At 64.6% G+C, this 26,173-nt stretch carries 25 protein-coding genes; 16 read left to right on the top strand and 9 right to left on the bottom strand.

The features are described from left to right. Positions 1 to 19: 19 nt before the first annotated feature. Positions 20 to 649, top strand: coding sequence for a TetR/AcrR family transcriptional regulator (locus AC5WEY_RS06205; RefSeq protein WP_327213069.1), 630 nt, complete (start codon positions 20 to 22; stop codon positions 647 to 649). 133 nt (positions 650 to 782) lie between these two features. Beyond that, entirely contained in the window at positions 783 to 2,330 is a 1,548-nt protein-coding gene (locus AC5WEY_RS06200; RefSeq protein WP_495645118.1) for an acyl-CoA synthetase, read from the top strand. Between the two features lie 43 nt (positions 2,331 to 2,373). On the opposite strand, the gene AC5WEY_RS06195 is transcribed toward AC5WEY_RS06200, so the two are convergent. Genes AC5WEY_RS06195 through AC5WEY_RS06180 form a run of 4 tightly spaced genes read right to left on the bottom strand, consistent with a single transcriptional unit; the run spans position 2,374 to position 5,856 of the window. Beyond that, positions 2,374 to 3,036, bottom strand: a complete 663-nt coding sequence (locus AC5WEY_RS06195) for a class II aldolase/adducin family protein (RefSeq protein ID WP_495645117.1) — start codon at positions 3,034 to 3,036, stop codon at positions 2,374 to 2,376. Then, the gene (locus AC5WEY_RS06190) at positions 3,036 to 3,971 is read right to left on the bottom strand and encodes a carbohydrate kinase family protein (protein ID WP_495645116.1); all 936 of its coding nucleotides are present in this window, start codon (positions 3,969 to 3,971) and stop codon (positions 3,036 to 3,038) included. Before AC5WEY_RS06190 ends, AC5WEY_RS06195 begins: the two co-directional genes overlap by 1 nt. Beyond that, on the bottom strand, positions 3,968 to 4,447 hold the full coding sequence (locus AC5WEY_RS06185) for an SRPBCC family protein (protein ID WP_495645115.1): 480 nt from the start codon (positions 4,445 to 4,447) through the stop codon (positions 3,968 to 3,970). Before AC5WEY_RS06185 ends, AC5WEY_RS06190 begins: the two co-directional genes overlap by 4 nt. Beyond that, positions 4,429 to 5,856, bottom strand: a complete 1,428-nt coding sequence (locus AC5WEY_RS06180; protein ID WP_495645114.1) for a flavin monoamine oxidase family protein — start codon at positions 5,854 to 5,856, stop codon at positions 4,429 to 4,431. The genes AC5WEY_RS06185 and AC5WEY_RS06180 overlap by 19 nt, the downstream gene beginning before the upstream one ends. 138 nt (positions 5,857 to 5,994) lie before the next feature. On the opposite strand from AC5WEY_RS06180, the gene AC5WEY_RS06175 reads away from it, so the two are divergent. Then, complete coding sequence (locus AC5WEY_RS06175) at positions 5,995 to 6,606, top strand: TetR/AcrR family transcriptional regulator (protein ID WP_495645113.1); 612 nt, start codon at positions 5,995 to 5,997, stop codon at positions 6,604 to 6,606. A 63-nt stretch (positions 6,607 to 6,669) separates the two neighbouring features. On the opposite strand, the gene AC5WEY_RS06170 is transcribed toward AC5WEY_RS06175, so the two are convergent. Further along, positions 6,670 to 7,254 (bottom strand): TetR/AcrR family transcriptional regulator, encoded by a 585-nt coding sequence (locus tag AC5WEY_RS06170; RefSeq protein WP_495645112.1) that lies wholly within the window; start codon positions 7,252 to 7,254, stop codon positions 6,670 to 6,672. A gap of 102 nt (positions 7,255 to 7,356) precedes the next feature. On the opposite strand from AC5WEY_RS06170, the gene AC5WEY_RS06165 reads away from it, so the two are divergent. Genes AC5WEY_RS06165 through AC5WEY_RS06150 form a run of 4 tightly spaced genes read left to right on the top strand, consistent with a single transcriptional unit; the run spans position 7,357 to position 11,737 of the window. After that, a complete protein-coding gene (locus AC5WEY_RS06165; RefSeq protein ID WP_495645111.1) occupies positions 7,357 to 8,265 on the top strand; it encodes a metal-dependent hydrolase in 909 nt (302 codons plus the stop codon). A 59-nt stretch (positions 8,266 to 8,324) separates the two neighbouring features. Continuing rightward, entirely contained in the window at positions 8,325 to 9,386 is a 1,062-nt protein-coding gene (locus AC5WEY_RS06160; RefSeq protein ID WP_495645110.1) for a PDR/VanB family oxidoreductase, read from the top strand. Between the two features lie 15 nt (positions 9,387 to 9,401). Continuing rightward, on the top strand, positions 9,402 to 10,907 hold the full coding sequence (locus tag AC5WEY_RS06155; protein WP_495645109.1) for a flavin-containing monooxygenase: 1,506 nt from the start codon (positions 9,402 to 9,404) through the stop codon (positions 10,905 to 10,907). Further along, the gene (locus tag AC5WEY_RS06150) at positions 10,904 to 11,737 is read left to right on the top strand and encodes an SDR family NAD(P)-dependent oxidoreductase (RefSeq protein WP_495645108.1); all 834 of its coding nucleotides are present in this window, start codon (positions 10,904 to 10,906) and stop codon (positions 11,735 to 11,737) included. Before AC5WEY_RS06155 ends, AC5WEY_RS06150 begins: the two co-directional genes overlap by 4 nt. An 18-nt stretch (positions 11,738 to 11,755) precedes the next feature. Here AC5WEY_RS06150 and AC5WEY_RS06145 read toward each other — a convergent pair whose 3' ends face one another. Further along, positions 11,756 to 12,409 (bottom strand): TetR/AcrR family transcriptional regulator, encoded by a 654-nt coding sequence (locus tag AC5WEY_RS06145; RefSeq protein ID WP_495645107.1) that lies wholly within the window; start codon positions 12,407 to 12,409, stop codon positions 11,756 to 11,758. A 124-nt stretch (positions 12,410 to 12,533) separates the two neighbouring features. Between AC5WEY_RS06145 and AC5WEY_RS06140 the strand changes: the two genes are divergently transcribed. The 4 genes from AC5WEY_RS06140 to AC5WEY_RS06125 are packed head-to-tail and all read left to right on the top strand — an operon-like array spanning position 12,534 to position 17,015. Continuing rightward, a complete protein-coding gene (locus AC5WEY_RS06140; protein WP_495645106.1) occupies positions 12,534 to 13,667 on the top strand; it encodes a VOC family protein in 1,134 nt (377 codons plus the stop codon). Further along, the gene (locus AC5WEY_RS06135) at positions 13,664 to 14,599 is read left to right on the top strand and encodes a fumarylacetoacetate hydrolase family protein (protein ID WP_495645105.1); all 936 of its coding nucleotides are present in this window, start codon (positions 13,664 to 13,666) and stop codon (positions 14,597 to 14,599) included. The genes AC5WEY_RS06140 and AC5WEY_RS06135 overlap by 4 nt, the downstream gene beginning before the upstream one ends. Beyond that, entirely contained in the window at positions 14,596 to 16,203 is a 1,608-nt protein-coding gene (gene mhpA / locus AC5WEY_RS06130) for a bifunctional 3-(3-hydroxy-phenyl)propionate/3-hydroxycinnamic acid hydroxylase MhpA (RefSeq protein WP_495645104.1), read from the top strand. The genes AC5WEY_RS06135 and mhpA overlap by 4 nt, the downstream gene beginning before the upstream one ends. Further along, on the top strand, positions 16,200 to 17,015 hold the full coding sequence (locus AC5WEY_RS06125) for an SDR family oxidoreductase (protein ID WP_495645103.1): 816 nt from the start codon (positions 16,200 to 16,202) through the stop codon (positions 17,013 to 17,015). The genes mhpA and AC5WEY_RS06125 overlap by 4 nt, the downstream gene beginning before the upstream one ends. On the opposite strand, the gene AC5WEY_RS06120 is transcribed toward AC5WEY_RS06125, so the two are convergent. From AC5WEY_RS06120 to AC5WEY_RS06110, 3 genes are all read right to left on the bottom strand, one after another. Beyond that, positions 17,012 to 18,112, bottom strand: a complete 1,101-nt coding sequence (locus AC5WEY_RS06120) for an alpha/beta hydrolase family protein (protein WP_495645538.1) — start codon at positions 18,110 to 18,112, stop codon at positions 17,012 to 17,014. The genes AC5WEY_RS06125 and AC5WEY_RS06120 overlap by 4 nt on opposite strands. Before the next feature lie 53 nt (positions 18,113 to 18,165). Further along, positions 18,166 to 19,293 (bottom strand): Nickel transporter NicT, encoded by a 1,128-nt coding sequence (gene nicT / locus AC5WEY_RS06115; protein ID WP_495645102.1) that lies wholly within the window; start codon positions 19,291 to 19,293, stop codon positions 18,166 to 18,168. A gap of 117 nt (positions 19,294 to 19,410) precedes the next feature. Continuing rightward, positions 19,411 to 20,004 carry an SACE_7040 family transcriptional regulator gene (locus tag AC5WEY_RS06110; protein ID WP_495645101.1) on the bottom strand — a complete coding sequence of 198 codons (594 nt, stop codon included), beginning with the start codon at positions 20,002 to 20,004 and terminating at the stop codon, positions 19,411 to 19,413. Between the two features lie 117 nt (positions 20,005 to 20,121). Between AC5WEY_RS06110 and AC5WEY_RS06105 the strand changes: the two genes are divergently transcribed. Genes AC5WEY_RS06105 through AC5WEY_RS06085 form a run of 5 tightly spaced genes read left to right on the top strand, consistent with a single transcriptional unit; the run spans position 20,122 to position 26,153 of the window. Then, the gene (locus AC5WEY_RS06105; RefSeq protein WP_495645100.1) at positions 20,122 to 21,699 is read left to right on the top strand and encodes a carboxyl transferase domain-containing protein; all 1,578 of its coding nucleotides are present in this window, start codon (positions 20,122 to 20,124) and stop codon (positions 21,697 to 21,699) included. A gap of 5 nt (positions 21,700 to 21,704) precedes the next feature. Further along, entirely contained in the window at positions 21,705 to 23,702 is a 1,998-nt protein-coding gene (locus AC5WEY_RS06100) for an acetyl/propionyl/methylcrotonyl-CoA carboxylase subunit alpha (protein ID WP_495645099.1), read from the top strand. After that, complete coding sequence (locus AC5WEY_RS06095; protein ID WP_495645098.1) at positions 23,699 to 24,865, top strand: acyl-CoA dehydrogenase family protein; 1,167 nt, start codon at positions 23,699 to 23,701, stop codon at positions 24,863 to 24,865. The genes AC5WEY_RS06100 and AC5WEY_RS06095 overlap by 4 nt, the downstream gene beginning before the upstream one ends. Then, the gene (locus AC5WEY_RS06090) at positions 24,862 to 25,347 is read left to right on the top strand and encodes a MaoC family dehydratase (protein WP_495645097.1); all 486 of its coding nucleotides are present in this window, start codon (positions 24,862 to 24,864) and stop codon (positions 25,345 to 25,347) included. Before AC5WEY_RS06095 ends, AC5WEY_RS06090 begins: the two co-directional genes overlap by 4 nt. Continuing rightward, positions 25,344 to 26,153 (top strand): HpcH/HpaI aldolase/citrate lyase family protein, encoded by an 810-nt coding sequence (locus tag AC5WEY_RS06085; protein ID WP_495645096.1) that lies wholly within the window; start codon positions 25,344 to 25,346, stop codon positions 26,151 to 26,153. Before AC5WEY_RS06090 ends, AC5WEY_RS06085 begins: the two co-directional genes overlap by 4 nt. The last annotated feature ends 20 nt before the right edge of the window (positions 26,154 to 26,173 follow it).

Raw genomic sequence — 26,173 nt, 5'->3', positions numbered from 1 at the left:
CGGTCGCTTCGGTGCAATCATGAGAACCATGCCGGCTGCAAGTACACCCAAGTGGAACCGCCTGGAACCGGACGAGCGCCGAACGCAGATTCTGGCCGCCGCCGTCCGGTTGTTCGGCGACAAGCCGTACGCCGAGGTGTCGATGGCCGACGTGGCGGCGTCTGCGGGTGTCGCACGCGGGCTCATCCACCACTACATCGGCGGTAAACGCGATCTGTATCTCGAGTGCGTTCGCTATCTGGTCACCGTGCCGCCGATCGAGGATGTGCATCTGCCCACTGGTTCGCTCGAAGAGCGCGCCCGTGGCAGTGTGCACTGGCTGGTGGGCGTCATAGAGACACACGGAACGGCGTGGGTGTCGGTGGCGAGCGGCTCGGGCGTGGACGAACAGGTGGCCCAGATTCTGGACGACGCCGACGACCTTGCCGCCGAACGCGTTTTGGACGCAACTGCTTTCGAGGCGCGCCGGGGCGACCGACGCATTGCCACGTCGGCAGTGCGGGCGTTCGGCGGCATGGTCAAGGCGGCAGGCCGCGAGTGGCTGGTGCGGGGCACTCTGACCCGCGAACAGGTGGAAATACTGCTGACGGACGTGCTCGTCACCGTTCTCGCCACGGCACGTTCTCTCGACGACGCCCCAGAACGTTAGCCGGGCAACTCTTTTCGAAGTGTGGCTCCAAGCATCATCGCATGCCGCCACTATTGACACTACGCCAACAAGGTGGAACTGTGACCGTATTCAACCGGGCGCACGTCGCCCCTCTTCCACAAGGGACCTCGCCATGTACCTCACTCAAGGACTCCATCGATCCGCATCCACCACACCTGATAGCGCAGCAACGGTATTCGGTGATCGCGTGCGAACCTTCTCGGAGCAGATCGACCGCGTAGCGAGATTGGCAGCCGGCCTGCATTCCATCGGAGTCGAGAACGGCGATCGAGTGGCAATGCTCGCGTTCAACAGCGACCGCTATTCCGAGTACCTGCTCGCGGTCCCGTGGGCCGACGCCGTCCTCAATCCCGTCAACATCCGGTGGTCCCCCGTTGAAGTCGCCTACGCGCTCAACGACTCTCTGACCAAGGTTCTGATCGTCGACGACACCTTCGGCGCGATGGTTCCGGCTCTACGCTCGTCGTGTCCCGACTTGGCCACCGTCGTCTACTGCGGGGACGGTGCCACACCGGACGGGATGGTCTCGTACGAAGATCTGGTCGCCTCCCACGATCCCGTTCCCGACGTGCGACGCAGTGGCGACGCACTCGCCGGTCTGTTCTACACCGGCGGCACCACCGGATTTCCCAAGGGCGTCATGCTTTCCCACGCGAACCTGGTCACCTCGGGCCTGGGAACGGTGGCAACCGGTCAGCTGCTCGACGACGCCTCCGTTCTTCTCCATGCCGCCCCGATGTTCCACCTCGCCGATCTGGCCGCATGGGTGGGTCAGGTCATGCTCGGTGGCACCCATGTCATGGTTCCGTTCTTCGAGCCGACGGCCGTCCTCGGCGCAATCGCCCGGCACTCCATCACCGACGTGTTGCTGGTGCCCACGATGATTCAACTGCTTGTCGATCACCCCGCGTTGAACCAGTTCGACACCTCGTCGCTGAGCCGCGTGCTCTACGGAGGATCTCCGATCTCCGCCGGCGTCCTCGAACGCACCCTCGCCCGGCTTCCACAGGCCCGCCTCACTCAGGCTTATGGCATGACGGAACTTGCACCGGTCGCGTCTCTACTGTGGCCGGAACATCATGTCGGAGAACGCATCGGCTCGGCCGGGCGCGCGGCTCCACACTCCGAGATCCAAATTTTCGGACCCGACGACGAGCAGGTGCCCACCGGCTCGGTCGGCGAGATCTGCGTCCGCGGTGGACACGTGATGCTGGGCTACTGGAACAAGCCGGAAGAGACTGCAGCTGCCGTTCGTGACGGATGGATGCACACCGGTGACGTCGGCTACCTGGATTCCAACGGCTTTCTGTATGTCGTCGATCGACTCAAGGACATGATCATCACCGGCGGCGAGAACGTGTACAGCGCAGAGGTGGAGAGTGCGCTCAGCCGTCATCCCGCCGTTCTGGCCTGCGCCGTGATCGGTGTGCCCGACGAGGAGTGGGGCGAGCGAGTACACGCTTGTGTTGTTCTGGCCGAGGGACTTTCACCAACTACGGCCGAACTGATCGAGCACACTCGTGGCTACGTTGCCGGGTACAAGACCCCACGCACCATCGAGTTCGTCACTGCTCTTCCCATGAGCGGGGCAGGCAAAATCCTCAAGCGCGACTTGCGGAATGCGCACGTGGCGAAGGACGCGCTCGAAGCGTCCCGGTGACCACCGAGGTCCGCGCACGGCGGTCGGCCGTACCGGTACTCGGTCAGTCTGTCCGCGCAGGTGCCGGGAATCCGTAGTTTCGACGCACCACCTCGTTCAGAGTCGCCGCGAGTTGTTCGTCGCTCAGGGCACGCGGGTGTGTAACCGACGCGGCCGATAGGTATACCTCGCAGAGCCATTCGAGCAGTTCTATGTTCGAAAGCGCCGTACCGAGGTCGTGTCCGGTGGCCACCGAGCCGTGGTGGGCCATGATCACCGCCGACCTCGACTGCATCGCCGCCACCACCGCGTTCGCGAGCTCGGCGGTGCCGAACGGCGCGAACGGCACCACCGGAACCCTGCCGCCGAGTGCCAGCTGCGCGTAATGCACGGGCGGCAGCTCGTCCGCGACGAGCGAAAGTGCCACGGCCGCAGAAGAATGCGCATGCACCACCGCCCGAACCTCGGACGATGCGTAGATGCCCAGGTGCAGGCCCAGTTCCGATGTCGGTTGGCACGCACCTGCGCGCACGACGCCGTCCATCCCGACGAGCGTGATGTCCTCGATCGTGGCGTCTGCCAGCACCAAGCCGGTCGTCGTCACCGCCACCACATCATCCACACGTGCGCTGACGTTGCCGGCGGTACCGAGTACCAGACCCCGTCGGCCCAGGTGCCGGGCGATCGCCGCGACGGACTCCCGGAGTTCACCGGTGTCGGTCGACATCAGGTGGTCCTGCACGTGCGAGCGAACTTCCGAACGAATTCGAGGTCATAGGTGCCGAAATCCGTACCGAGACCCTGCGCCACTTGCGCCGCGGTCGCATTGCCCAGTTCCGCTGACTCGACGACGCTCATGCTCAGGGACAGGCCACGAACGAAGCCTGCCGAGAACGCATCTCCGCATCCACTCGTGTCCACCACGTCGACGGAATATGCGGGGACCTCGACGGCATCCTCGGCCGTGACGACGAGAGTGGGCGACGCACCAGCAGTGGCAACGACGCAGGACGCTCCCAGTTCGAGCAGCCGGCGGCACCCCTCCTCGAGGGTTGCACAGCCGGTCCAGCCGAGGACCTGCTCGTCGTTCGGCAGCAGGTAGTCCACGTGAGGCAGCGCGGCGGCGAACGCACCGAGTCCCTCCGGAACGGACGGTGCCAGACTGTCGACGGTGACGACAACGCCGTCCTCGTGGGCGCGGCGCGCGATGTCGCGCGCAGTGTCCGGTCCGAAGAACTCCGGTCCGCCGAGATGCAGGAAGTCGACGTTGTGAAACATGTTCCACGGAACATGCTGAGACAGATAGCCATTGGCACCGATCACGTGCAAGGCCGGTCGCGAGCCATCCGGCCGAATCGGCAACACCGACGCCGAGGTCTGCACCCCGTTCATACGGTGCACCAGAGAGACGTCCACTCCGTCGCCGGCGAGGAGCTGCAGCAAGAACGTGCCTGCCGAATCAGTACCGACGACTCCTGCGGTGTGTACAGCGGCACCGAGCCGGGCCAGCACCAGGGCGGTGCCACCGGCCGTACCCGCCGCCGACATCGCGATCTGCTCCGCCAGTACGGCCTGCTGACCGTCGGGTATCTCGGTGACCGGCCGCACCAGAGTGTCGAGCACGTGCACCCCGAGGGTGAGGACTTCGGCCGATTCTCTCATCGGATCGTCGCTGTTCGTTCGGACAGGATCAGCGCCTCGAGGTTGCACATCGAAACGTCGAATCGTGCGGACATCCCGGCCGTCGCGATCGGCCGCACAATACGTCCCAACCAGCTCGGAGCCACATCGAACCAGAACTCGAAGGTCATCGCGGTGGAGGTTCCGCCGCTGAGCGGCGCGAATCGAAATACGTTCGCCACGTTGGTGAGCGGCGCAAAACCCTGCCCCGAATCCACTCGCAGTCGATTCGCTTCCAGCTGCCGGACGGTCCAGGTGGCGTGAGTGGTGAAGCGGCCGAGCGCTGCCACCTCCTCGGTGTACACACCGCCCGTGCGTGCAGTGCCGTGATGCGTGGTGACCGACCGGACGTCGGTGACCCACTCCGCATAACGACTGGTGTCGCTGGTCAGTGCCCACACCTCTTCCGGGCTCACCGAAAGGGTGCGATGGGCCGAAACTACGAAGCGTTGTTCCACGAGAGTTCTCCTTCGGTCGACAGTATTTCTGCTGCTGCGTTTTCACCCGACCGCACGGCGCCGTCCATGTATCCGTTCCAGTAGTCGGAGTGTTCGGCACCTGCCCAATGCACTCGTCCGAACACGGTGTCTCGCCACCGGCCGAGCTCGGTCAGCACTCCGGGGGCCAGCACCGCGGTGGGCCCGCCGCGGGTCCATTGCTCGCGAGTCCAGTCCAGCTCGATCCATTCGGTCGGTTCCAGCGCGCGCGGCCCCACCGCGGAGGCGAATGCGCGAAGAACCTCGCCGCGTCGTTCGGCGTCGTTACCGTCCGACCAGTTTCGGCCGCCCCGGTGGCGTGCACCCCAGGTGCCGACGAATCCCATCAGTACTCCCTGACTTCCGTCGGGCGGCGAGTTGTCGAACATCGAGGACACCGGGATGTCGCTGTCGCGAAACAGAGCTTGGCCGGAGAGCCCACTCGCGCGCCAGAACGGTTCGGGGTACACGGCCTCGCACTTGGCCAGGCCGCCGAAGTTCATCCGCTGGAGCAGCGCCTCATGGGCTGCGGGAAGTGTTGGACTCCAGTCGATTCGGGTGGCCAGAACAGGCGGAATCGCAACGACGACCGATCCGGCGCTCCACGATTCGGTATCGGTTCGTACCACCACTCGATCCGGATACTGCTCCACCCGGCGCACCGGGCTGTCGAGCCGGACGGCGTCACCGAGTTGCTCGGCCAGTGCGATCGAGATCGCCTGGGAGCCGCCGACGAAGCGCCATTGTTGCGCTCCCCCAGCTACACTCATCAATCGGTTGACGGTGCCGGGGGTGGACTCGTTGCCCGCCCCGGCGATGTACGCCAAGCCGAAGAGCGCGGAAACGTCGGCAGCCGTGCCGCCGAACACCGAGCCGAGCAGGATGTCGAGTAGCTCCACTCCACCGTCGGTGGCCGCGTGGCGACGAGCCCAGGTGGCCAGAGTTTGGGTGTCCCACTCGTGTGCTCGGGGCGCATCCCACGGTCTGTCCACGGAAATCTGCCTGGCAGCTCGATCCATCCGTGCTACGAGCATCCCGACGTCGGGTAGCGAGAGGGGGTCGGGTGGGACACCACCGGCGAACCGTCGGGCGCGTCCGTTCTTGACGTAGACGCTCGAACCGATGTCGTACGCCGGGAACGTCCCGACGCCGACGTCCCTGGCCAGGCGAAGGATGTGATCCTGCGTCGGACCGACGAACTGCCCACCGGTCTCGACCACAGCGTCTCTGCCGATCGTGTGGTTGACCGTCCTCCCGCCGACCCGATCTCGGGCTTCGAGAACTTGGACGGTCAGGCCCGCTGCTGTCAGGTCTCTCGCGGCGGTCAGACCCGCGAGCCCTGCGCCGACGACCACTACGTCCACACGCGAGGCTTCCGGGATGTCGGTCATGGGTGCTCCTTTTCAGGGCTGTTCGATGTAGCGGCGACAGTAGCTCAATATTGGCCACTAGGCCAGGATTGGCCGAAAGCGCCTGCTGAAGGGCACTGCGATGGGCGTATACGACAGCGCCCCGGCTACGTTGTATCGATGACCGAAGAGCGCCGAAAGACTCGATACGCACGTGGCCAGGAGCGCCGCGACGCGCTGGTCGACGCCGCCATCGGCGTGATCGGAACACGCGGACTCGAACGCGTCTCGTTTCGGACCGTCGCCGACGCCGCCGGCTTCCCGCCGTCGACCACGAGCTATTTCTTCGGCTCGGTCGGTGAACTCATCGACGCAGCGATCACCCGCATCGCCGAGAACGTGACGGCAAAGGTCACCGCTCTGCTCGACGTTGCACACGCCGGTGGGCTCACCCGCGACGATCTCGCCGACGCGATCATGGACCTGGTCTCGCTGCTGTCCTCCCCCGAGGACGACGACTCCCTCGTCCAGTTCGAGGCGTACCTTGCCGTGCGCAGACGGCCCGAGCTGGCGGACTCGGTACATCGAATCATGCGGATGATCGAGGAGGCGGCCGAGGCCGCACTCGGGGCATTCGGCATCCCGGAACCACATCTACCGGCACGGCATTTCCTGGCCTTGATCGACGGCTACACCCTGCACGAGATCGCCAGGCCCACACCGGGTGGTAATCGAACTGCATTGCGCGACGCACTGTTTCGGGTTCTCGACTCGTACGAGCGGACACCCTGACTCGATGGGCCGATCGTGCGGCTGTCGAACACGAGCAGTCGGTCGACTCGAAAGCCCGCCTGACTAGTCGTCCCGGTGGTCGTCGCTGACCAGCAACGGCACGATGCTGCGGTGCGCGAAGGCGAGCAACTCGTCGTACGTCTCGAGCGCAGCACCGGCAGCAGGCGTCAAGAGAATCGAATGCACTACGCGGACCACGATTTCCGGAGCATCGGGTATCGCGAACCGGTCCGAATCCACCTCTCCACGCGCGATCTGCGTGGCCGCGTCTATTGCAGACGCGAGCAGCATCGACGCATTGGTCGTCAGCTGTTCGAGCACCAATGCACTCTCGGAATCGAACATCTTGAGCAGAACGGGGTTGGTTCGAACCGAATCGATCGTCGTCGCGAAGCCGTGCGCGGCTCGATCCGCCTGTGACGTCTGCTCGGCGGCTGCTTCCGCCACCGCGACGAACAGTCTCGTCGACTCACGGGCCATGACCGCACGCACCAGCTCGTCCTTGGAGCCGATGCGGCGGTAGACGGTCACCCGGTTGATCTTGGCTCGCTTGGCCACGTCACCGATGGTCGTTCTGGGAATGCCGACCTCGCCGAACAACTCCAACGCGGCATCGAGGATCGGCCCGTCGTCACCGTCTGGATGCATCGTCCGATCCTAACGGCATCCCCGATGGTCGAATGCAACATTGCAACAGTATCTGTTGCTATGTAACATCAGCGCATCAGCATCTCGACGAATGGAGCTCGAATGTCTCGTGACAGAGCGATCGACCCGAATGCGCGCCACCTGGACGAGTCCTACGCGATCGTGGCCCGCGCGGTGACGTTCGACTGGACCGGCGTTCCGCTGCAGTACATTCCGGACGAGTGGTATGCCACGCACTTCTGGAACGTCATGCACCTGGTGCTCCCAGAGGGCGAACGGGCGATGGCCGACGTGTTCGCCCTCGCGCTGCCCTACATCGACGACCGCAGACTGCACGAGGAGGTCGTCGGTTTCGTCGGACAGGAAGCCACCCACGCGTCGTCGCACGAGAGCTTTCGTACGTACCTCGTGGCGCACGGCGTCGACATCGAGCCGATCCTGCAGCGCATTCGATTCGCAGTGGGTGTGGTGTTCGGCGATCACGGCCTCACCGGGCGCGCGGGCAAGGCCTGGCTGAACGAGCGCCTCGGGATCTACGCAGCAGCAGAACATTTCACTGCCGTAGTGGGCGAATGGTTGCTCGACAATTCCGAATTCGACCGCATCGGCGTCGACCCGACGATGCTGGACCTGCTTCGCTGGCACGGAGCCGAGGAACTGGAACACCGCAACGTTGCCTTCGACGCATTCCAGTACGTCGACGGTGGTGAATTTCGCCGCGCCCGCACCGCAGTGATAGCCAGCGCGGGATTGGCCGTGTTGTGGTTCAGCACCGCCGCCTACCTGTACAAGAATTCGGTGGCCACCCCGCGCACCCGAAGAATGCGCACGCCATGGCCTCTTGCGTTCGCCCGGGCGTCGCACAAAAGTCTGATTCCGGGCCTGTCTTTCCTGTTCGTACAACTCGCGCTCTACATCCGACCGGGCTTTCACCCGTCGACGATGGGCGACATCGACAAGGCCGTGCGATACCTGGCAGTGTCCCCCGCGGCCCTGGCAGCTCAGCGGTGACGACCACAGCATCGACGAGCGCAGCGTCTCCGATTCACAGCCATCTGGGAGAGATCACGGTGAGCGAACCCGGTCGCGGTCTGCGAGCGATCGCTGCCGCCTCACGGATGTACGCCAGATTGGTGACCGACTCGTCCCTCGTGACCGCTCTGTCCCCGGCACGACCACGCCGATGCATCGGCTACGAATTCGAGACCACCATCGACGACATCGTCGACGAGGCCGAGGACGTGCGCTCACTGTTGCTCCGCCGCAGCGACGGAGCTGCATTGCCGACGTGGCTCCCCGGTGCACACATCGACGTCAGCACCCCCTCCGGTTCGATGCGGCAGTACTCGCTCACCGGGCGTCCCGGCGCAGGTGACCGCTACCGCATCAGCGTCCGCAAGATACCCGGCGGCACGGCCTCCGCAGAGATCCACACCCTCTCCCGCGGAGATGTTCTGCGAGTTCGTGGACCTCGCAACGCTTTTCCGATGGCCACCGCCGAGCACTACCTTTTCGTGGCGGCCGGCATCGGCATCACCCCCATCCGGTCCATGATCGAACGCGCAGTCGCCGAAGGCAGACGGTGGACGCTCTACTACCACGGACGATCGCGTGCCAGTCTGCCGTTCGTCGCCGAACTGCAGCAGATGGCCCTCGTCTCGCATGGCCACGTGATCGTGAAAACGGATGACGTCGAGGGACTTCCGATTCCTGAGGACATCGTCGATCTCGGAATGGGATCCTCGGCCCTGTACGTCTGCGGACCCGCGGCACTCTCGCGCCGGCTGCGCGAGGAGGCCGTCCGCAGCACCGCGGTTCGGGAGTTCCACACCGAGCTGTTCGCGCCGGCCCCCGTGGTCGACGGTCATCCGTTCATGCTGAAGCTCGCACGTTCCGGCGACACCGTCGAGGTCGGCGCACAAGAGACCGCCCTCGACGCTCTCCGACGAGTCCGCCCGGATCAGCCGTTCTCGTGCCGCCAAGGCTTCTGCGGTGCCTGCGTCGTCGGCCTCACCGGCGGACGCGTCGACCATCGCGATCGCGTGCTGAGCGGCACGGAGCGCGAAAGCTCACTCACCCTGTGCGTCTCACGCGGCGCGGTCGACGGCGACGTCGTCGTTCTCGATCTGTAGAAGGAGCCACACATCATGACCGACAACGACTCTGGAGTGCGGCATATCGACGTCGCCATCATCGGTGCCGGCTTCGGCGGCCTCGGTGCCGCGATCAGGCTCGAGCAAGAAGGTCGCAGCGACTTCCTGGTCTTCGAGCGCGACGACGCCGTCGGCGGAACGTGGCACGTGAACACCTATCCCGGGGCCCAATGCGACATTCCGTCGGCGCTGTACTCGTTCTCGTTCGCGCCCAATCCGAAATGGACACGGTTGTACCCGCTGCAGCCCGAGATACAGCAGTACCTCGACGACTGCACCGACCGATTCGGAATCCGTGATCGAATCCGGTTCGATCACGACGTGCTCGACGCCACGTGGGACGACGAGCGAGCGCAGTGGGTGGTACGCACGAGCGGCGGGACATGGACTTCTCGGATCCTGATCGGAGCCCTCGGCCCGTTCAGTGAACCCGCCACACCCACTATCGCAGGACTGGATTCTTTCTCGGGCACAGTGTTTCATTCTGCGAACTGGGACCACGACTTTTCGGTGCACGGGCGACGCCTCGCCGTCATCGGCACCGGTGCATCGGCGGTGCAGTTCGTCCCGCGGCTGGCCCCCGAGGCCGGGCACCTCACGCTGTTTCAGCGGACACCGACGTGGATTCTTCCGCACCCCGACCGGCCCATCTCCGAATCCGGCAGATCCCTGTTCGAGAAGTTCCCACCGGCTCAGCGCGCCCTGCGTCGGATGTTCGACCTGTTCCAGGAAGCGTTGGTGCCGGGATTGATTCGGCACCGTTCCCTGTTGGCCCCACTGACCGCACTCGGGCGCGCGCACCTGCGCCGTCAGGTGAAGGATCCGGTTCTTCGCGAGAAGCTCACGCCTTCCTATGCATTCGGCTGTAAACGGCCCACGTTCTCCAACAAGTTCTACCCGGCTCTGTGCCGAGAGAACGTCACGGTCGAGACCAGCGGCATACAAGCGATCGTGCCCGAGGGAATCGTCACGACCGACGGCACGGTCCACGAAGTGGAGGCCATCGTGCTCGGAACCGGATTCACCGTAGCCGGTCACTCGGGCTTCCGACGCATCGTCGGGCGAGGCGGAATCTCGCTGGCGGACGCGTGGCCGGGCGGCGAGATGTCGTCGTATCGGGGGACCACGGTGCACGGCTTTCCGAACTTCTTCATGCTGCTCGGCCCCAATTCGGTGGTGTACACCTCGCAGGTCGTCACCATCGAAGCACAGGTGAACTACATCCTGGCGGCCCTGCGCGCCATGGACTCCCACGCGATCTCGGCGCTCGAAGTGAGCAGGCGCGCGCAGACCGAGTTCGCCGATCACACCGATGAACTACTGGCCGGTTCGGTGTGGAACTCGGGCGGGTGCAGCAGCTACTACCTGAGCCCGTCGGGCCGCAACGTCACCTACTGGCCGGGCTCGGTCCGCAATTTCACTCGTCGCATGTCCACCATCGAGCTCGACCATTATCACTGCCGCAGTGCGACGGTCGACTCCACGAAGGAGCTCGTATGAACAACCGCATGGACCTCACCGGCAAGGTTGCATTGGTCACGGGTGGCGCACGCGGCATCGGAGCTGCAACCGTAGCGACGCTGGTGACCGCGGGGGCGTCCGTGGCCGTGGTGGATCGAGACTTCCCGACCGAAACAGGAGAGTCGGCACGAGTGTTGATGCTGACCGGGGACGTCACCGACCCCGACGCCATGGCGGAGTGCGTACAGGCCGCTGTGCGAGCCTTCGGCGGTCTCGACATCGTGATCGCCAATGCCGGTATCACCCCGCCGCCCGGCACGATTCGGTCGATCGACCGCGCCGTCTTCGACTCGGTGCTGGCAGTGAACTTCGGCGGCGTGCTCAACATCGTGCGGGCTGCTGCCGACGAGATCGTCGCGAACGGTGGCCATATTCTGCTCGTATCGTCCTGTGCTGCATTCACTCCCGGCATGGGCGGGTCTGCATACATGGTGAGCAAGGCGGCGGTGGAACAGCTGGGACGTGCTCTGCGTATCGAACTCGCAGCCGTCGGCGCATCGGCCGGTCTTGCGTACTTCGGAGTGGTGGACACCGACCTGGCGCGTCACACCCTCGACGACGACCCGATCGGTCAGCGAATCGGCGGATTGCTTCCGTGGCCACTGAGCCGACGTCTGCCCTCTCGGCGCGCCGCGGAGTTGCTCGTACGCGCGGTCCGCACCCGCCGGGCACGAGTCATCGCCCCTGCTGTGTGGATGCCGTACTTCTGGTTCCGCGGAGTACTGAACCCGATTGTGGAACGTCGGCTCGTCCACAACGGTGCGATCGCTCGGATCATCCGCGATCTGGAAGAGGTTCGCGCACTGTGATATTCGTGCGATCGTGAGCTACTCGGTCTCGTTACCCACGCTGGGAACGTCGCTCATCGGCGGCAGCGGCAGCGCACACAGGTCCTGGGCGTCACTGTCGGACACTCCCAGTGCGAGCAGCACGGTGTACGCCATCCGGTCCACGGCCTCGGCGTCGTCACGATCGGGTTGCTCGAGCAGAAGCTGGCCCAAACCGAGCAAAGCCCCCGCCACCAACGCCAGGGCCAGCTGTATGTCCTCGACACGGAAATAACCTGCACCGATTCCGGCCACGATGTCTCTCGCCGCACGTGGACCCAGGCCGTGCTGCGACGTGATCAACTCGGGGCCGGAGTGGATGAGCACCTGGCTCAGTTCCGGTTGCAAACGAAAAATTCTTCCGGAAATGCGGAACGATCGAGTGAACGCTTCGGCAGGATCCGCGTCGTCGTCGGTCAACGAGTCCAGGTATCGCCCCAGCTGTTCCAAGGCACCGTCGACCGCCGACTGGAACAACTGCTCGCGGCTGACGAAGTGGTTGTAGAAAGAACCCATCCCCACGTCGGCTGCCTGAGTGATCTCCGCGATCGGAGCATTCAGCTCGCCCCGAGCGATGAAGCCTTGCGCGGCCGCAATCAGTGCGCCACGGGTGCGAGCCTTCCGTCGCTCGAGGCGATTCTGCGTCTCCACCATGTTCCACACCTCTGTCTACGCCGGTCTGTTCACTGACCCTTCCTCACCGCTGACGAATTTGTCAATACCCTTGACTGACTTAGTAGTCATAGGTGACGATAGTGTCAACAACAAGGGAGGGCTGATGGGACACGACGTCGACGGCCACAAGAACATGCATGTGGATCAGGGCGCGCTACCAGGCGAACACCCGGGGAAAGCCACCGACCCGATCATCAAGGTGCGCGACATCGCCTGGCTCGAGTTCCGCAAACCCGATCTGGCCAAGGCCGAGGCGTTCGCCGTGGCGTTCGGATTCACCGTCTCACTGCGCACGTCCGAGGAGATTCACCTTCGCGGCACTCACGTCGGCTCACCGTGCGTGATCATCCGACGCGGAAAGCGAACGCGTTTCGTCGGTGCAGCATTCGCCGCCGCCGAGGATGCCGACGTCGTCCGACTCGCCGAGGCCACCGGCCAGCGCGTCCACCGACTGCCCGACACCCTGGGCGGTATCGCCGTCACTCTGACCGATCCGGGCGGCCAGCCCGTTCAGGTCGTCTCGGGATACACCGAACACCCGGAGCTTCCGGGCCAGGACACACACACCTACAACTTCGGCGATCCCCGCAACCGAGTGAACGCCACTCAGCGTCCGCCGCATCAGCCGGCACGAGTGCAACGTCTCGGGCACGTAGTGCTGCAGCGCGTCGACTACCTGGAGAACCTCAACTGGTATCTGCATCACCTGGGACTGATCGTCAGCGATTTCCTCTACTACGACGGCCAACGCGACCGAGGACCGGTGATGAGCTTCATCCGATGCGACCGCGGCAGCATCCCGTCCGATCATCACACGCTCGCCATGACTCTCGGCCCGTCGGACCGGTACGTGCACTCGGCGTATCAGGTGACCGACATCGACGCCATCGCCGCCGGTGGCGAATTCCTCACCGCGCACGGGTACAAGCATTCCTGGGGTATCGGCAGGCATATTCAGGGCAGCCAGATCTTCGACTACTGGCGCGATCCCGACGGTTTCCTGGTGGAGCATTTCAGCGACGGCGACATGTTCGACAGTTCACTCGAACCAGGCTGGGCACCGATGACGGCGTCGGGCCTGGCCCAGTGGGGTCCGCCCGCGTCCAAGGACTTTCTCGGAATCGCGCCGAGCAAATCGTCTCTGCACGAGCTCAAATCGATCCTCTCCTCGCTCCGCAACGACAACGAATTCGATACCGAACGCCTTCGCGGCCTGATGAAAGTGGCTTCCTCATGAGCATCGCTGTACTACGCACCGCCGACGCCTGGTGGGTCGAGACCCCGGCCGGAGCGTCCCGCATCGACACGACGGCAACCACCACTGCCGAGCTTCTCGCCGATCGCGCAGCCGTGGACGCAGCGCGCACCGGTACCGATGTCGTTGCGGTGGAGACACTCTCGCTCGTTTCCCCGGTCACCGCACCGTGCCGTGTGATGGCGAACATGACCAATTTCGTCTCGCACGTCAAGGATTCGGGCATGAACCCCGAGACGGTGCCGCTGACGTTCTTCCGGAAGACCTCGGGTTCGATCAGCGGCCCCACCGACGACGTCGTCAAGCCGCCGCACGTGAAACTGCTCGACTACGAGATCGAGATCGGGCTGGTGTTCGGCAAGACGCTGACCGTCGGCACCAAGATCGATGCCACCAATGTGGCCGAGTACGTTGCCGGACTCGTGCTCACCAACGACGTCTCCGCGCGCGATGTCCAGCTGCCCAAAACTCAGTTCTACGAGGGTAAGTCGTACCCCACCTTCACTCCGGTAGGCCCACGATTGGTACTGCTCGAGCAGGGCGAGTTCGATCGATTCGGCGATTTGGCCATGACGCTCCGAGTGAACGGCACTGTCCGACAGGACAGTACGGTCGCAGACATGATCTTCCGGCCGGTCGAATCACTGAAGGCGCTGAGCAAGTTCCAGCGGATCGATCCCGGCGACCTGCTGCTCACCGGCACACCCGGCGGTACCGCCCTCAAGGCTCCCGCCAAGCCGATCGAGATGATCGGATCGCTGATCCCGCCGGCGCTCAAGTGGAAGGTGTTCTTCAAGAAGCAGGCCAAGAATCCCGACTTCCTGCAGGACGGCGACGTTCTGGAACTGACGAGCTCGACTCCCGACGGTGCCCTCGATCTGGGTGTCCAGCGCACCCGGGTCTCCTACCGATGAGCGAACACGAGCCCGACGGCGCGCACCACCGGGTGGTGATCGTCGGTGCAGGGCCGACCGGAATGACCGCCGCATTGTTGCTGGCGCAGTACGGCGTCCCCTGCCTCGTCCTGGACAGGTGGGAAGACGTCTACCCACAGCCGCGCGCGGTACACCTCGACGACGAGGTGTACCGCATCCTCGGCGACCTGGGACTGGGCGAGGACTTTGCAGCCATATCCCGTCCCGGACGCGGATTGCGGTTGTGCACCAAGGACATCAGGACCCTTGCCGAGTTCGAGCGCGATCCGGATGCTCGACCACACGGCTATCCGCAGGCGAACATGTTCGATCAACCCGAACTCGAGCGTCTGATGCGTTCTCATGTCGCTCGCTACGACGGCATTGCGATGCGCGGCGGCTGCGAGATCACCGATGTGCAGAATCTGAGAGACAGCGTCCGGGTCTCGTACACGTCCACCGAGGACGGAACGCCGCATTGGGTGACCGCGGACTACGTTCTCGGGTGCGACGGTGCCAACAGTGTGGTGCGCAGGTCCGTCGGCTCGAAGATGGAGGATCTCGGTTTCGAGCAGCGCTGGCTGGTCGTCGATATCGAGGCCGATGTCGACCTCGATCAGTGGGACGGTGTGCACCAGGTGTGCGATTCCGTGAGATCGGCGACGTACATGCGCATCGGAACCACGCGCTACCGCTGGGAGTTCCAGATGCTCGATGGCGAAACCCTCGACGAGTTCACCGATCTCTCGGCCATTCACCCACTGATCGCACCGTGGTTCGTTGCGGCGGAGATCCCTGAGATGAAGCTGATTCGCAGCGCCGAGTACACCTTCAAGGCACAGATTGCCGATCGGTGGCGTGATCGCCGGGTCTTCGTCCTGGGCGACGCCGCACATCTGACGCCGCCGTTCATCGGTCAGGGAATGGGAGCGGGCTTGCGCGACGCCCGCAACCTGGTGTGGAAGGTGGTCGGCGCACTCGACGGACACGTGGTCCAGTCCGCGCTGGACAGCTACGAGATCGAACGAAAGACGCACGCCAAGGCCATGATCAGGCTGGCCGTGACGATGGGGCGGGCCATGACCGGCGGGAGCAAGCTCACCGGCGTCATGCGGGCCAACATCGCGCCCGTCCTCGGACATCTTCCGATCATCGGCGAGAAGGTCACCGCGAGCACCACGCCCTCGCTCGTCGGGTCGCAGTACGTCCTGCGATCTCGGCTGCAGCCTCACTCACTCGCTGGACAACTCTGCCCGAACAGCCTGTTGGACAATGGGATGCGACTCGATGATCGCGCACCGGGACAGTTCATGTTCCTCTCGACCACCCCGCTGACCGTCGAACAGCGGCGCGAGGTGGATCGCCGCGGGGCCGTTGTGGTGGAGGTCGCGGCATCCTCCGAGCTCGGGCTGTGGCTGCGGCGCGGGCGGGCAGTGGCGGCCATCGTGCGACCGGACCGCACCGTCATGGCAGCGGGCAAGTCGGTACCGGCCTTGCACACCCGAGTTCCGACCACGACGCTCCGACGCGCCGACCGACCGACACCCACGGCTCAGGTCACTGCACCGAAGACCAGAAGCACTGCATCGAAGAGGCGTAGATGAATACTGCAATTGTCACCGGAGCGACGTCGGGAATCGGCGAGGCCATCGCCGAAACTCTCATCGCCCGCGGCTTTCGCGTTATCGGGACGAGCCGCAACAGCTCTGCGGTGGTCGACCCGATTCCAGGCGTCGACTACCGCGATCTGGACCTGACGGATCCGGCTTCCATCCGGGCCTTCGTCGAAGGGCTCGGCGACGTGGAGGTCGATGTACTGATCAACAACGCAGGCGAGAGCCAGTGCGGACCGATCGAAGAACTCCCTATCGAGGCGATCACCCGACTGTTCCAGCTCAACGTCTTCGGCGCGATCGAGTTGACCCAGGCCGTAGTACCGGCCATGCGTGAGCGTGGACGCGGCAGAATCATCAACATCGGATCGATGCTCGCCAGCTTCCCCCTGGCCTACCGTTCCTCGTATGCCGCGACCAAAGCGGCGATCAAGGGGTTCGCGACCGCGGCGCGGTACGAGCTCGAGCCGTACGGAATCGATATCACCACAGTCGAACCCGGCTCGATCGCCACCGGGCTCTCCGCTCGCCGAACCAAGTACTGCGGACCGCATTCACCGTATCTGCGCGATTTCACCACGGTCATCTCACGGCTCGACGCCAAAGAGGCACAGGGCATTTCGGCCGAGACGGTCGCCAAGACCGTGCTTCGAGCGGTCGAGGACAAGAAGACCCTCCCGATCTACGCCGTCGGCAGCAATGCGCCTGCAGTCTTCCTCGCCCAACGATTGCTGCCGCGCACCGTGCTGGAGAAGTTCACGGCTCGGGCATACGGACTGCCCAGCAAGCGGCCGGTGACCTAACGGAAGAGCGCTGCGACGAACGGGATGGTGTCGGCCTGTGATTGCACGAGCGCTCCGCTGTGGTCGGCGTCGTACGTCCGAAACGTCACCGGCTGACCGTTCGCGGTGAGTGCGGCGACGTACGCGGCGGTGGTCGGGAACGGGACATCTGTGTCTCGCAGACCGTGGCCCATGAAGAACGGCTTGTCGAAACCTGACTCGGGCATGGCCATGTAGTCGTCGAGCACGGCGGTAAATCCCGGCAGGCCGGTCAGCGGCGCGGTGAAGAAATCGCCGATCTTCACGCCGGCGAGTTGTTCCTCCAGGTCCGCCACACACGCCGTTTCGGCCAGAGCTGCGTACTTCTTTCCGAGGGGGGTGAGGATGCCGTCCAAGCCCAGCTCGGGATGCGAATAGCGAAGAGCAGCACCGATGTACGCGACGTATGCGGTCAGACCGGCCGGCAGTGCAATCGGCGGCATACCCGGCCCACCGATCGAGACGAGCTTCTCGATGTACGCGGGGGTTCCGGTGCCGACTGCGCCCCGGTAGTCGAGATCCGGTCCACCGAATTCGGTTGCATACCGAGCGGTGTAGATCGCTGCGCCGCCGCCCTGCGATTGACCCACCGTCACCCACTTGCGCGAGAGTTGATCGCTGTAGTTCCGGCCGGCCTTCACCATGTCGACCACGTTGTGTGCCGTGGTCCTGCCGTCCAGATATGCCTGCAGACCAGGCGTTCCGAGGCCGGCATAATCACTGGCCACAACGGCGTATCCCTGCGCGAGCCAGTTACCGAGGTACGGCAGATCGCGTTCGGCCAATGCCGGTCCCGCGACCGACGGCGCGCACGCGTCACCGAGTCCGGAGGTGCCGTGGGCCCACGAGATCACCGGCCAACCGCCATCGGGGGCCGTGCCCTGCGGGAGGAAAACGGTGCCGGTGCTGAGTGCCTTCTCACCGAACGTATCGGTGGTGACATAGGTGAGCACTTCGGCCGAGGACGAACCGGGAATCCAGAAGTCTTGTGGCAGCGGACGACTGGAGACAACGTCACCGATGTTCTGAGTGATCACCGGCGCCGCGGAGGCCGGGGCGGCCAGCAGGCCGGAAGCCATGCTCGACGCCAGCGCTGCGACTACTGCAAGGGCACCGATCCGACGACGAGCGATCACTGGGTCTCCGTTGCATTCGAGTGGCCGAGCGCGCCACCGCGTTCGTCGATGCGCGCCACCTTGTAATACACGACCGCACCGATCCAGACAACGAAGAACGTGCCGACGACGAGCTGGCCGGCGAGGTTCAGATCGATGACGGCAACTGCGTCCCACAGTCCACCGGTCAGCTCGAACTGCTCCGCGAGCAACGTCAGCAGCTGCACCGTCCCGATCACCAGGGCTACGAAGACCGAGAGGCCTGTCATCGTCATGTTGTAGTAGATCTTGCGGACCGGGGTGACGAATGCCCAGCCGTACGCCTTCGACATGAAGACGCCGTCGATCGTGTCCATCGTGGTCATACCCGCGGCGAACAGGACCGGCAACGCGATGATCGCCATCGGGGGGAGTCCGCCGGCGATCGCGGTCGTGCCGGCAATCGCGAGCAGACCGACCTGCGTAGCGGTATCGAAACCGAGGCCGAACAGCAGTCCCAGCGGGTACATCTGCCACGAGTGGTTGATCATCTTGTCGTAGCGGCCCCGGAACAGTCGATTCATCAGGCCACGCTTGGCCAGCAACTCGTCGAGCCCGGCCTCGGTGAACTCACCGCGCTTCGCCCGCCGCCAGACCCCGACGATCCCGGCGAGGACCGCGATGTTCAGCGCGGCAATGAGATACAGGAACGTTCCGGACACCAACGTGCCGATGATGCCGCCGACCCCGGCGAAGGCATCTTGGAACGCCGTCGCCTGCGACGCGACGAAGGCAATCGCGGCAACGAACACGAACACGACGGTCGAATGCCCGAGCGAGAAGAACAGCCCGACGGCCAACGGCCGCTTGCCCTTCTGCAACAGAAAGCGGGTGGTGTCGTCGATAGCGGCTATGTGATCTGCGTCGAACGCGTGCCGCAGACCGAGGGTGTATGCCAACACGCCGGCTCCGGCGTAGACGAGGGTGCCGTCGGCTCCCGTCAGGCCGTGAATACTCGGAATGGAGTCGTAGTGGGTGAACAGGCCCCACCCGATCACATGCAACGCGGCAATGAAGCCGGCCATCGCGAGCAGCCGAGGAACCTCGTCGAGAGTGAATCGACTCTGCCGTCTGCCGAGTTCGACACGCGATAGTTGGGTCGTCATGTCGATCATTGTCTCCGATAACGACGGTTTGCTCTTCCTATGGAGCGCAGGTGCGCTGAGTGTCCACTATTTGCGTCCGCAGACGGGATCGCGATCCTCGACTCGAATTGTGGGCGCTCAGGTCAGTGCTTTCAACGCCCCCAGTGCCATCGCTCGCAGCACCGGCCGAGCGCTGCGCGACGGCGTGCGCCCTGCGCTGTAGGGCGTCGAGTTGATCAGGCCGAAGACCGCATGCGCCGTGGTGCGCGCATCGGCCTCGTTCAACTCCGAGTCGACGGCGCACAGCACCTGGACCCACAGTTCCACGTACTCGCGCTGCATGCGTCGCACCTTGCGTCGCGCTCCCTCAGGCAGGCTCTGCAGGTCGCGATCCTGAATGCGAATGAATGCCGGTGTCTCGAAGGCGAAATCGAGGTGGAAATCGACCAGAGCCGACACCGTGCCGGCATCGACCTTCCGCGAACCGATCACCTCGCGACCGCCGTCGAGCAGATACTCCGAGATTCCGACCATCAGCTCGACGAGCACCGCCTCCTTGTTCGGGAAGTGGCGGTAGACGGCGGGACCACTGATTCCCACTGCCGCACCCAAGTCCTCCAGCCGCACGGAGGTGAACCCACGATCGGCGAACAACGATGCGGCGGCGTCGAGCAATTGCTGTCGACGCTCGGCCTTACGTTGCTCGCGCACGGTCGTCGGCTTTGCTTCCAACTCTCACACCCCCTCGACTCTGGACACTCAGTTAATCGTAGTTTACTATCGTGTCAGTTATCAATCATTAACTGAACTTGTTAGACACCGACGTCCGACCCCTAAGGCGTGCATCTCATGGCGATCGATACCGCGGCCAACCGCGCAGATCACGAGCATCTCACCAGCGAACTCTCCGAACGGCTCGCCGTCGCCGCTCGCGGCGGTAGCGAAAAGTCACGGGAGCGGCACATCGCCCGCGGCAAACTGCTCCCCCGCGATCGCGTCGACGAGCTCCTGGATCCCGGCAGCCCCTTCCTCGAAATCGCACCGCTGGCCGCCAACGGTCTGTACGACGACCAATGCCCCGGTGCCGGTGTCATCGCCGGCATCGGCCGAGTCTCCGGACGCGAGTGCGTGATCATCGCCAACGACGCCACCGTCAAGGGCGGCACCTACTACCCGATGACGGTCAAGAAGCACCTCCGCGCTCAAGAGATCGCCCTGCAGAACACCCTGCCGTGCATCTACCTCGTCGACTCGGGCGGCGCATTCCTGCCGCGTCAGGACGAGGTGTTCCCCGACCGTGACCACTTCGGTCGCATCTTCTTCAACCAGGCCAACATGAGCGCCAAAGGAATTGCGCAGATCGCTGCCGTCATGGGCTCCTGCACCGCGGGCGGTGCCTACGTACCTGCGATGAGCGACGAGGCGATCATCGTCAAGAACCAGGGCACGATCTTCCTCGGCGGCCCACCACTGGTGAAGGCCGCAACCGGCGAAGTTGTCACGGCCGAAGAACTCGGCGGTGGTGATCTGCACTCGAAGATCTCCGGTGTCACCGACCATCTCGCCGACGACGATCGAGACGCATTGCGACGCGTGCGCCGCATCGTCTCCACCCTCGGACCCCGCACCGCGCAGCCGTGGGACGTCGTCACCACCCGTGCACCGATCGCCGATCAGAGCGAAATCTACGACGTCGTCCCCACCGATCCGCGCACCCCGTACGACGTGCGTGAAGTGATCACTCGCGTGGTCGACGCAGGCGAATTCGACGAGTTCAAAGCCGAATACGGCAAGACACTCGTCACCGGATTCGCCCACCTCCACGGCCACCCCGTCGGAATCATCGCCAACAACGGCGTCCTGTTCGCCGAATCTGCCATGAAGGGCGCACATTTCATCGAACTGTGCGACAAGCGCAGCATCCCATTGGTCTTCCTGCAGAACATCACCGGCTTCATGGTCGGCCGAGACTACGAGGCAGGCGGCATCGCCAAGCACGGCGCGAAGATGGTGACGGCAGTGGCCTGCGCCCGCGTCCCGAAGATCACCGTTGTCATCGGCGGCTCGTACGGTGCGGGCAACTACTCCATGTGCGGCAGAGCGTATTCGCCGCGCTTCCTGTTCATGTGGCCGAACGCGCGTATCTCGGTGATGGGCGGTGAACAGGCCGCATCGGTGCTCGCTACGGTCCGAGGTGACCAATTGGACGCGTCGGGCAATCCGTGGTCGGAGGAAGACCAAGAGACGTTCAAGGCTCCGATTCGCGATCAATACGAGAGTCAGGGCAACCCCTACTACTCGACGGCCCGGCTCTGGGACGACGGCATCATCGACCCTGCCGACACCAGACAGGTTCTCGGACTGGCTCTGGCGGCGTGCGCCAATGCACCGCTCGAACCGGTTTCCTACGGCGTTTTCAGGATGTGAGAGAGATGACCACGATGTTGGACACCATTCTGATCGCCAACCGCGGCGAGATCGCCGTCCGAGTCGCGCGCACATTGCGCCGCATGGGAATTCGGACCGTCGCCGTCTACAGTGATGCCGACGCCGATACCCGGCACGTCCACGAAGCCGACACCGCCGTGCGGCTCGGCCCCGCCAACGCTCGCGAGAGCTACCTCGACATCGGCAAGGTGATCGCGGCCGCGCAGGCCACCGGCGCACAGGGAATTCATCCCGGCTACGGGTTCCTGTCCGAGAACTCGGAGTTCGCAACCGCCTGTGCTGCAGCGGGAATCGCATTCCTCGGACCACCGGCCAAGGCCATCGAAGTGATGGGCGACAAGATCGCCGCCAAGGCCGCCGTCAGCGCCTTCGGCGTCCCCGTCGTACCCGGAATCTCCCGACCGGGCCTGACCGACGACGACCTCATCGCCGGCGCACCCGACGTCGGCTTCCCAGTCCTGGTCAAGCCGTCCGCAGGTGGCGGCGGAAAGGGAATGCGCCTGGTCGAGCATGCCGAGGACCTTCCCGCGGCACTGACCAGCGCTCGCCGTGAAGCGGCCTCCTCGTTCGGTGACGACACCCTCTTTCTCGAACGATTCGTGTTGCGGCCCCGGCACATCGAGGTACAGATCCTCGCCGACGGACACGGCAACGTCATCCATCTCGGCGAACGCGAATGCAGTCTGCAGCGACGCCATCAGAAGGTCATCGAGGAAGCACCGTCGCCCTTGCTGGACGAAGCAACCCGGGCCCGCATCGGCGAGGCCGCGTGCAACACCGCCCGCAGCGTCGACTACTCCGGTGCCGGCACAGTCGAATTCATCGTCTCGGCCGACAGCCCGGACGAGTTCTTCTTCATGGAGATGAACACCCGCCTGCAGGTGGAGCACCCGGTCACCGAGATGGTCACCAGACTCGATCTCGTCGAATGGCAAGTTCGCGTCGCCGCCGGTGAAGCGCTCACACTGAGCCAGGACGACATCACGCTCACCGGACACGCCATCGAGGCCCGCGTGTACGCCGAGGATCCCGGCCGCGGATTCCTCCCCACCGGCGGCACCGTCGTCGGACTACGCGAACCCACCGGACCGGGCATCCGCGTCGACTCCGGCCTCGCCGTGGGCACCGAGGTCGGCAGCAACTACGACCCCATGCTCTCCAAAGTCATTGCCTACGGCCCCGATCGCAGCACCGCGCTGCGTAGCCTGGACCGCGCACTGGCCGACACCGCCGTACTCGGAGTCGTCACGAACATCGAGTTCGCGCGATTCCTACTCGCCGACGACGACGTCCGCGCCGGCAATCTCGACACCGGACTGCTCGACCGCCGGGTCGAAGATTTCGCAGCCGCCGAGGTGACCGACGAGGCACTGATCGCCGCCGCAGCCATCGCCTGGCTCGATGTGTGGCACTTGGCCGGCCAGGACATCTGGGGTACGCCGTCGGGATGGCGGGTAGGAACGCATGCGCCGTTCCATTGCCGTCTTTCATCCGGAGGGCGCACCGCTCACGTGTCCATCACCGGGACCCTCGATGCGGCCACGGTCGTCGTCGACGACGCAGTGCCGCGCGCTCTCCGAGCAACCGCGACGAAGGATTCCGTGAATCTGGTGCTCGAGGATCGACGCGAGACGATGACGTTCGCCCGAAGCGACTCCTCCACTTGGGTTTCCAGCTCTCGCGGCACGTGGCGAATCGATCGAATCGCCGAGCCCAGCGTCCGCGAGAACGAAGCACACTCCGGTGACGCCGAGATCCTCTCACCGATGCCGGGTTCGATCATCGCGATCGGAACCACCACCGGCAGCGCCGTCACGGCAGGCGCCGCCATCGTCGTCGTCGAGGCGATGAAGATGGAACACACCCTGACCACACCCATCGACGGCACCGTCGAACTCACTGTTGCAGTGGGGGATCAGGTCCGCGTAGACCAGATCCTCGCCCGCATCGTTCCCACCGACACAGAACAGGACCAGCCATGACCGATCACCTGTCATCCGCGAATCTGCCCGACGAGTACCAGCAACTGGTGAAGTCCGTTGCCGACTTCACCCGAACGGTCGTCGCACCGGTCTCGGCGAAACACGATGCCGAGCACTCGTTCCCGTACGAGGTCGTCGCCGGCATGGCCGAGATGGGCCTGTTCGGTCTGCCGTTCCCCGAGGAGTACGGCGGTATGGGCGGCGACTACTTTGCTCTGTGCCTGGCGCTCGAGGAGCTCGGCAAGGTCGACCAGAGTGTCGCGATGACACTCGAAGCCGGCGTCTCGCTCGGTGCCATGCCCGTCTACCGCTTCGGCAACGACGCACAGAAGGAGCAGTGGCTGCCCAAGCTCACCGCGGGCAAAGCTCTGGCCGCATTCGGTCTGACCGAACCCGGTGCCGGGAGCGACGCGGGTGGCACCAAGACCACCGCCAAGCGTGACGGCGGCGACTGGATCATCAACGGCAGCAAGCAGTTCATCACCAACTCCGGCACCGACATCACCGAACTCGTCACCGTCACCGCGGTCACCGGTGTCGACGAGGCCACCGGCCGTAAGCAGATTTCCTCGATCCTGGTGCCCACCGACACCCCCGGCTTTGTCGCCGAGCCGGCCTACAACAAGGTCGGCTGGAACGCGTCCGATACGCACCCGCTCAGCTTCACCGACGTCCGCGTGCCCCAGGAGAACCTCCTCGGGCAGGAGGGCCGCGGGTACGCGAACTTCCTGCACATTCTGGACGAGGGCCGGATCGCGATCGCGGCGGTGTCGGTCGGTGCCGCGCAGGGCTGTGTCGACGAGAGCGTCAAGTACGCCAAGGAGCGCGAGGCCTTCGGTGCTCCGATCGCCCGCAATCAGGCGATCTCGTTCAAGATCGCCCGCATGGAGGCACGCGCCCACACCGCGCGGACGGCGTACTACGACGCGGCGGCATTGATGTTGGCGGGCAAGCCGTTCAAGAAGGCAGCCTCGATCGCCAAGCTCGTCGCCTCAGAAGCGGCCATGGACAACGCGCGCGATGCCACGCAGATCCACGGCGGCTACGGTTTCATGAACGAGTACGTCGTCGCCCGTCATTACCGCGACAGCAAGATCCTCGAAATCGGCGAGGGTACAACCGAGGTTCAGCTGATGCTGATCGCTCGGAGCCTGGGACTGTGAACGACAAGCGCATTCGGCAACGCGGCCTGTGGTTCGAGGAGATGGAGCTCGGCACCGTCTACGAACACCGGCCGGGACGGACCATCACCGAGGCCGACAACACACTGTTCACCACGCAGACGATGAACACCCAAGCCTTGCACCTCGACGCCGCCTACAGCGAGACAACACCTTTCGGCCAGCGCCTGGTGAACTCGATGTTCACGGTCTCGACCCTCGTCGGGTTGTCGGTGACGCAGTTGACTCAAGGCACCATCGTCGCCAATCTCGGCTTCTCCGAGGTCTCCTTTCCCAAGCCGCTGTTCCACGGCGACACGCTGTACGCGGAGACTGTGATCTCGGACAAGCGAGAATCCAAGTCTCGCCCCCGTGAAGGCATCGTGACGTTCACTCATACCGGCCGAAATCAGCACGGAGACATTGTCGCGGTTGCCGTCCGCAAGACGTTGGTTCGGATGCGACCCGAGGACGAGGCGTCGTGAGCTGGGTCCCGCCCGGTCCGGCATGGCTGTTCTGCCCAGCAGACCGGCCCGAGCGATACGAAAAGGCCGCAGCTCGAACAGATGTGGTGATTCTCGATCTGGAGGACGCTGTCGGTGCCGCGGACAAAGCCGGGGCGCGTGAGTCGGTAGTATCCACCGCCCTGGACCCGTCGCGCACCATCGTCCGCATCAATGCGCACGGTACCGACGATCAGGCCGCCGACCTCGAGGCGTTGCAGCGCACCGAGTACACGACCGTCATGCTGCCCAAGTGTGAATCTGCCGCTCAGATCGAGGCTGTGGCTCCGCTGAATGTCGTCGCGCTGATCGAGTCCCCGCTCGGCGCGATGACCGTGTTCGACGCGCTCGCGGCCGGCAACGCCGTCGGGGCCATGTGGGGTGCCGAGGACCTGGTGGCCGCCATGGGCGGCAATTCGAGTAGGCACGCCGGCGGCTCGTACCGCGATGTGGCACAGCATGTTCGATCGCACACGCTACTGGCGGCGAAGGCGCGCGGAGTGTTCGCGCTCGATTCGGTGTTCCTCGACATCCCCGATCTCGACGGGGTGCGAGCCGAGGCCGATGACGCCGTGGCCGTCGGTTTCGATGGCAAAGTGGCCATTCACCCGAGCCACATCCCCGTCATTCGCGACGCCTACGCGCCGACCCCCGAGGCGATCGAGTGGGCCACCGCAGTGCTCGACGCAGTGGCCCACAACCGCGGCGTCTTCACCTTCCGCGGTCAGATGGTCGACGCGCCCGTTCTGGCGCATGCTCGACGCATCATCGCGCGTCGACCCTCGTAGCGAGGTAATTGCAGACGCCG

It is taken from the genome of Rhodococcoides sp. S146-33 (genome assembly GCF_059489205.1).
Note: the sequence above shows the minus strand (reverse complement) of the source record. Positions and strands in the feature narration are given on the sequence as shown.

What these genes read in the sequence shown, in the direction of transcription:
- AC5WEY_RS06205 (WP_327213069.1), top strand. Translation starts at nt 20, where the DNA reads ATGAGAACCATGCCGGCTGCAAGTACACCCAAGTGGAACCGCCTGGAA.
- AC5WEY_RS06200 (WP_495645118.1), top strand. Translation starts at nt 783, where the DNA reads ATGTACCTCACTCAAGGACTCCATCGATCCGCATCCACCACACCTGAT.
- AC5WEY_RS06195 (WP_495645117.1), bottom strand. Translation starts at nt 3,036, where the DNA reads ATGTCGACCGACACCGGTGAACTCCGGGAGTCCGTCGCGGCGATCGCC.
- AC5WEY_RS06190 (WP_495645116.1), bottom strand. Translation starts at nt 3,971, where the DNA reads ATGAGAGAATCGGCCGAAGTCCTCACCCTCGGGGTGCACGTGCTCGAC.
- AC5WEY_RS06180 (WP_495645114.1), bottom strand. Translation starts at nt 5,856, where the DNA reads ATGACCGACATCCCGGAAGCCTCGCGTGTGGACGTAGTGGTCGTCGGC.
- AC5WEY_RS06175 (WP_495645113.1), top strand. Translation starts at nt 5,995, where the DNA reads ATGACCGAAGAGCGCCGAAAGACTCGATACGCACGTGGCCAGGAGCGC.
- AC5WEY_RS06170 (WP_495645112.1), bottom strand. Translation starts at nt 7,254, where the DNA reads ATGCATCCAGACGGTGACGACGGGCCGATCCTCGATGCCGCGTTGGAG.
- AC5WEY_RS06165 (WP_495645111.1), top strand. Translation starts at nt 7,357, where the DNA reads ATGTCTCGTGACAGAGCGATCGACCCGAATGCGCGCCACCTGGACGAG.
- AC5WEY_RS06155 (WP_495645109.1), top strand. Translation starts at nt 9,402, where the DNA reads ATGACCGACAACGACTCTGGAGTGCGGCATATCGACGTCGCCATCATC.
- AC5WEY_RS06150 (WP_495645108.1), top strand. Translation starts at nt 10,904, where the DNA reads ATGAACAACCGCATGGACCTCACCGGCAAGGTTGCATTGGTCACGGGT.
- AC5WEY_RS06145 (WP_495645107.1), bottom strand. Translation starts at nt 12,409, where the DNA reads ATGGTGGAGACGCAGAATCGCCTCGAGCGACGGAAGGCTCGCACCCGT.
- AC5WEY_RS06140 (WP_495645106.1), top strand. Translation starts at nt 12,534, where the DNA reads ATGGGACACGACGTCGACGGCCACAAGAACATGCATGTGGATCAGGGC.
- AC5WEY_RS06135 (WP_495645105.1), top strand. Translation starts at nt 13,664, where the DNA reads ATGAGCATCGCTGTACTACGCACCGCCGACGCCTGGTGGGTCGAGACC.
- mhpA (WP_495645104.1), top strand. Translation starts at nt 14,596, where the DNA reads ATGAGCGAACACGAGCCCGACGGCGCGCACCACCGGGTGGTGATCGTC.
- AC5WEY_RS06125 (WP_495645103.1), top strand. Translation starts at nt 16,200, where the DNA reads ATGAATACTGCAATTGTCACCGGAGCGACGTCGGGAATCGGCGAGGCC.
- AC5WEY_RS06120 (WP_495645538.1), bottom strand. Translation starts at nt 18,112, where the DNA reads ATGGCTTCCGGCCTGCTGGCCGCCCCGGCCTCCGCGGCGCCGGTGATC.
- nicT (WP_495645102.1), bottom strand. Translation starts at nt 19,293, where the DNA reads ATGACGACCCAACTATCGCGTGTCGAACTCGGCAGACGGCAGAGTCGA.
- AC5WEY_RS06105 (WP_495645100.1), top strand. Translation starts at nt 20,122, where the DNA reads ATGGCGATCGATACCGCGGCCAACCGCGCAGATCACGAGCATCTCACC.
- AC5WEY_RS06100 (WP_495645099.1), top strand. Translation starts at nt 21,705, where the DNA reads ATGACCACGATGTTGGACACCATTCTGATCGCCAACCGCGGCGAGATC.
- AC5WEY_RS06095 (WP_495645098.1), top strand. Translation starts at nt 23,699, where the DNA reads ATGACCGATCACCTGTCATCCGCGAATCTGCCCGACGAGTACCAGCAA.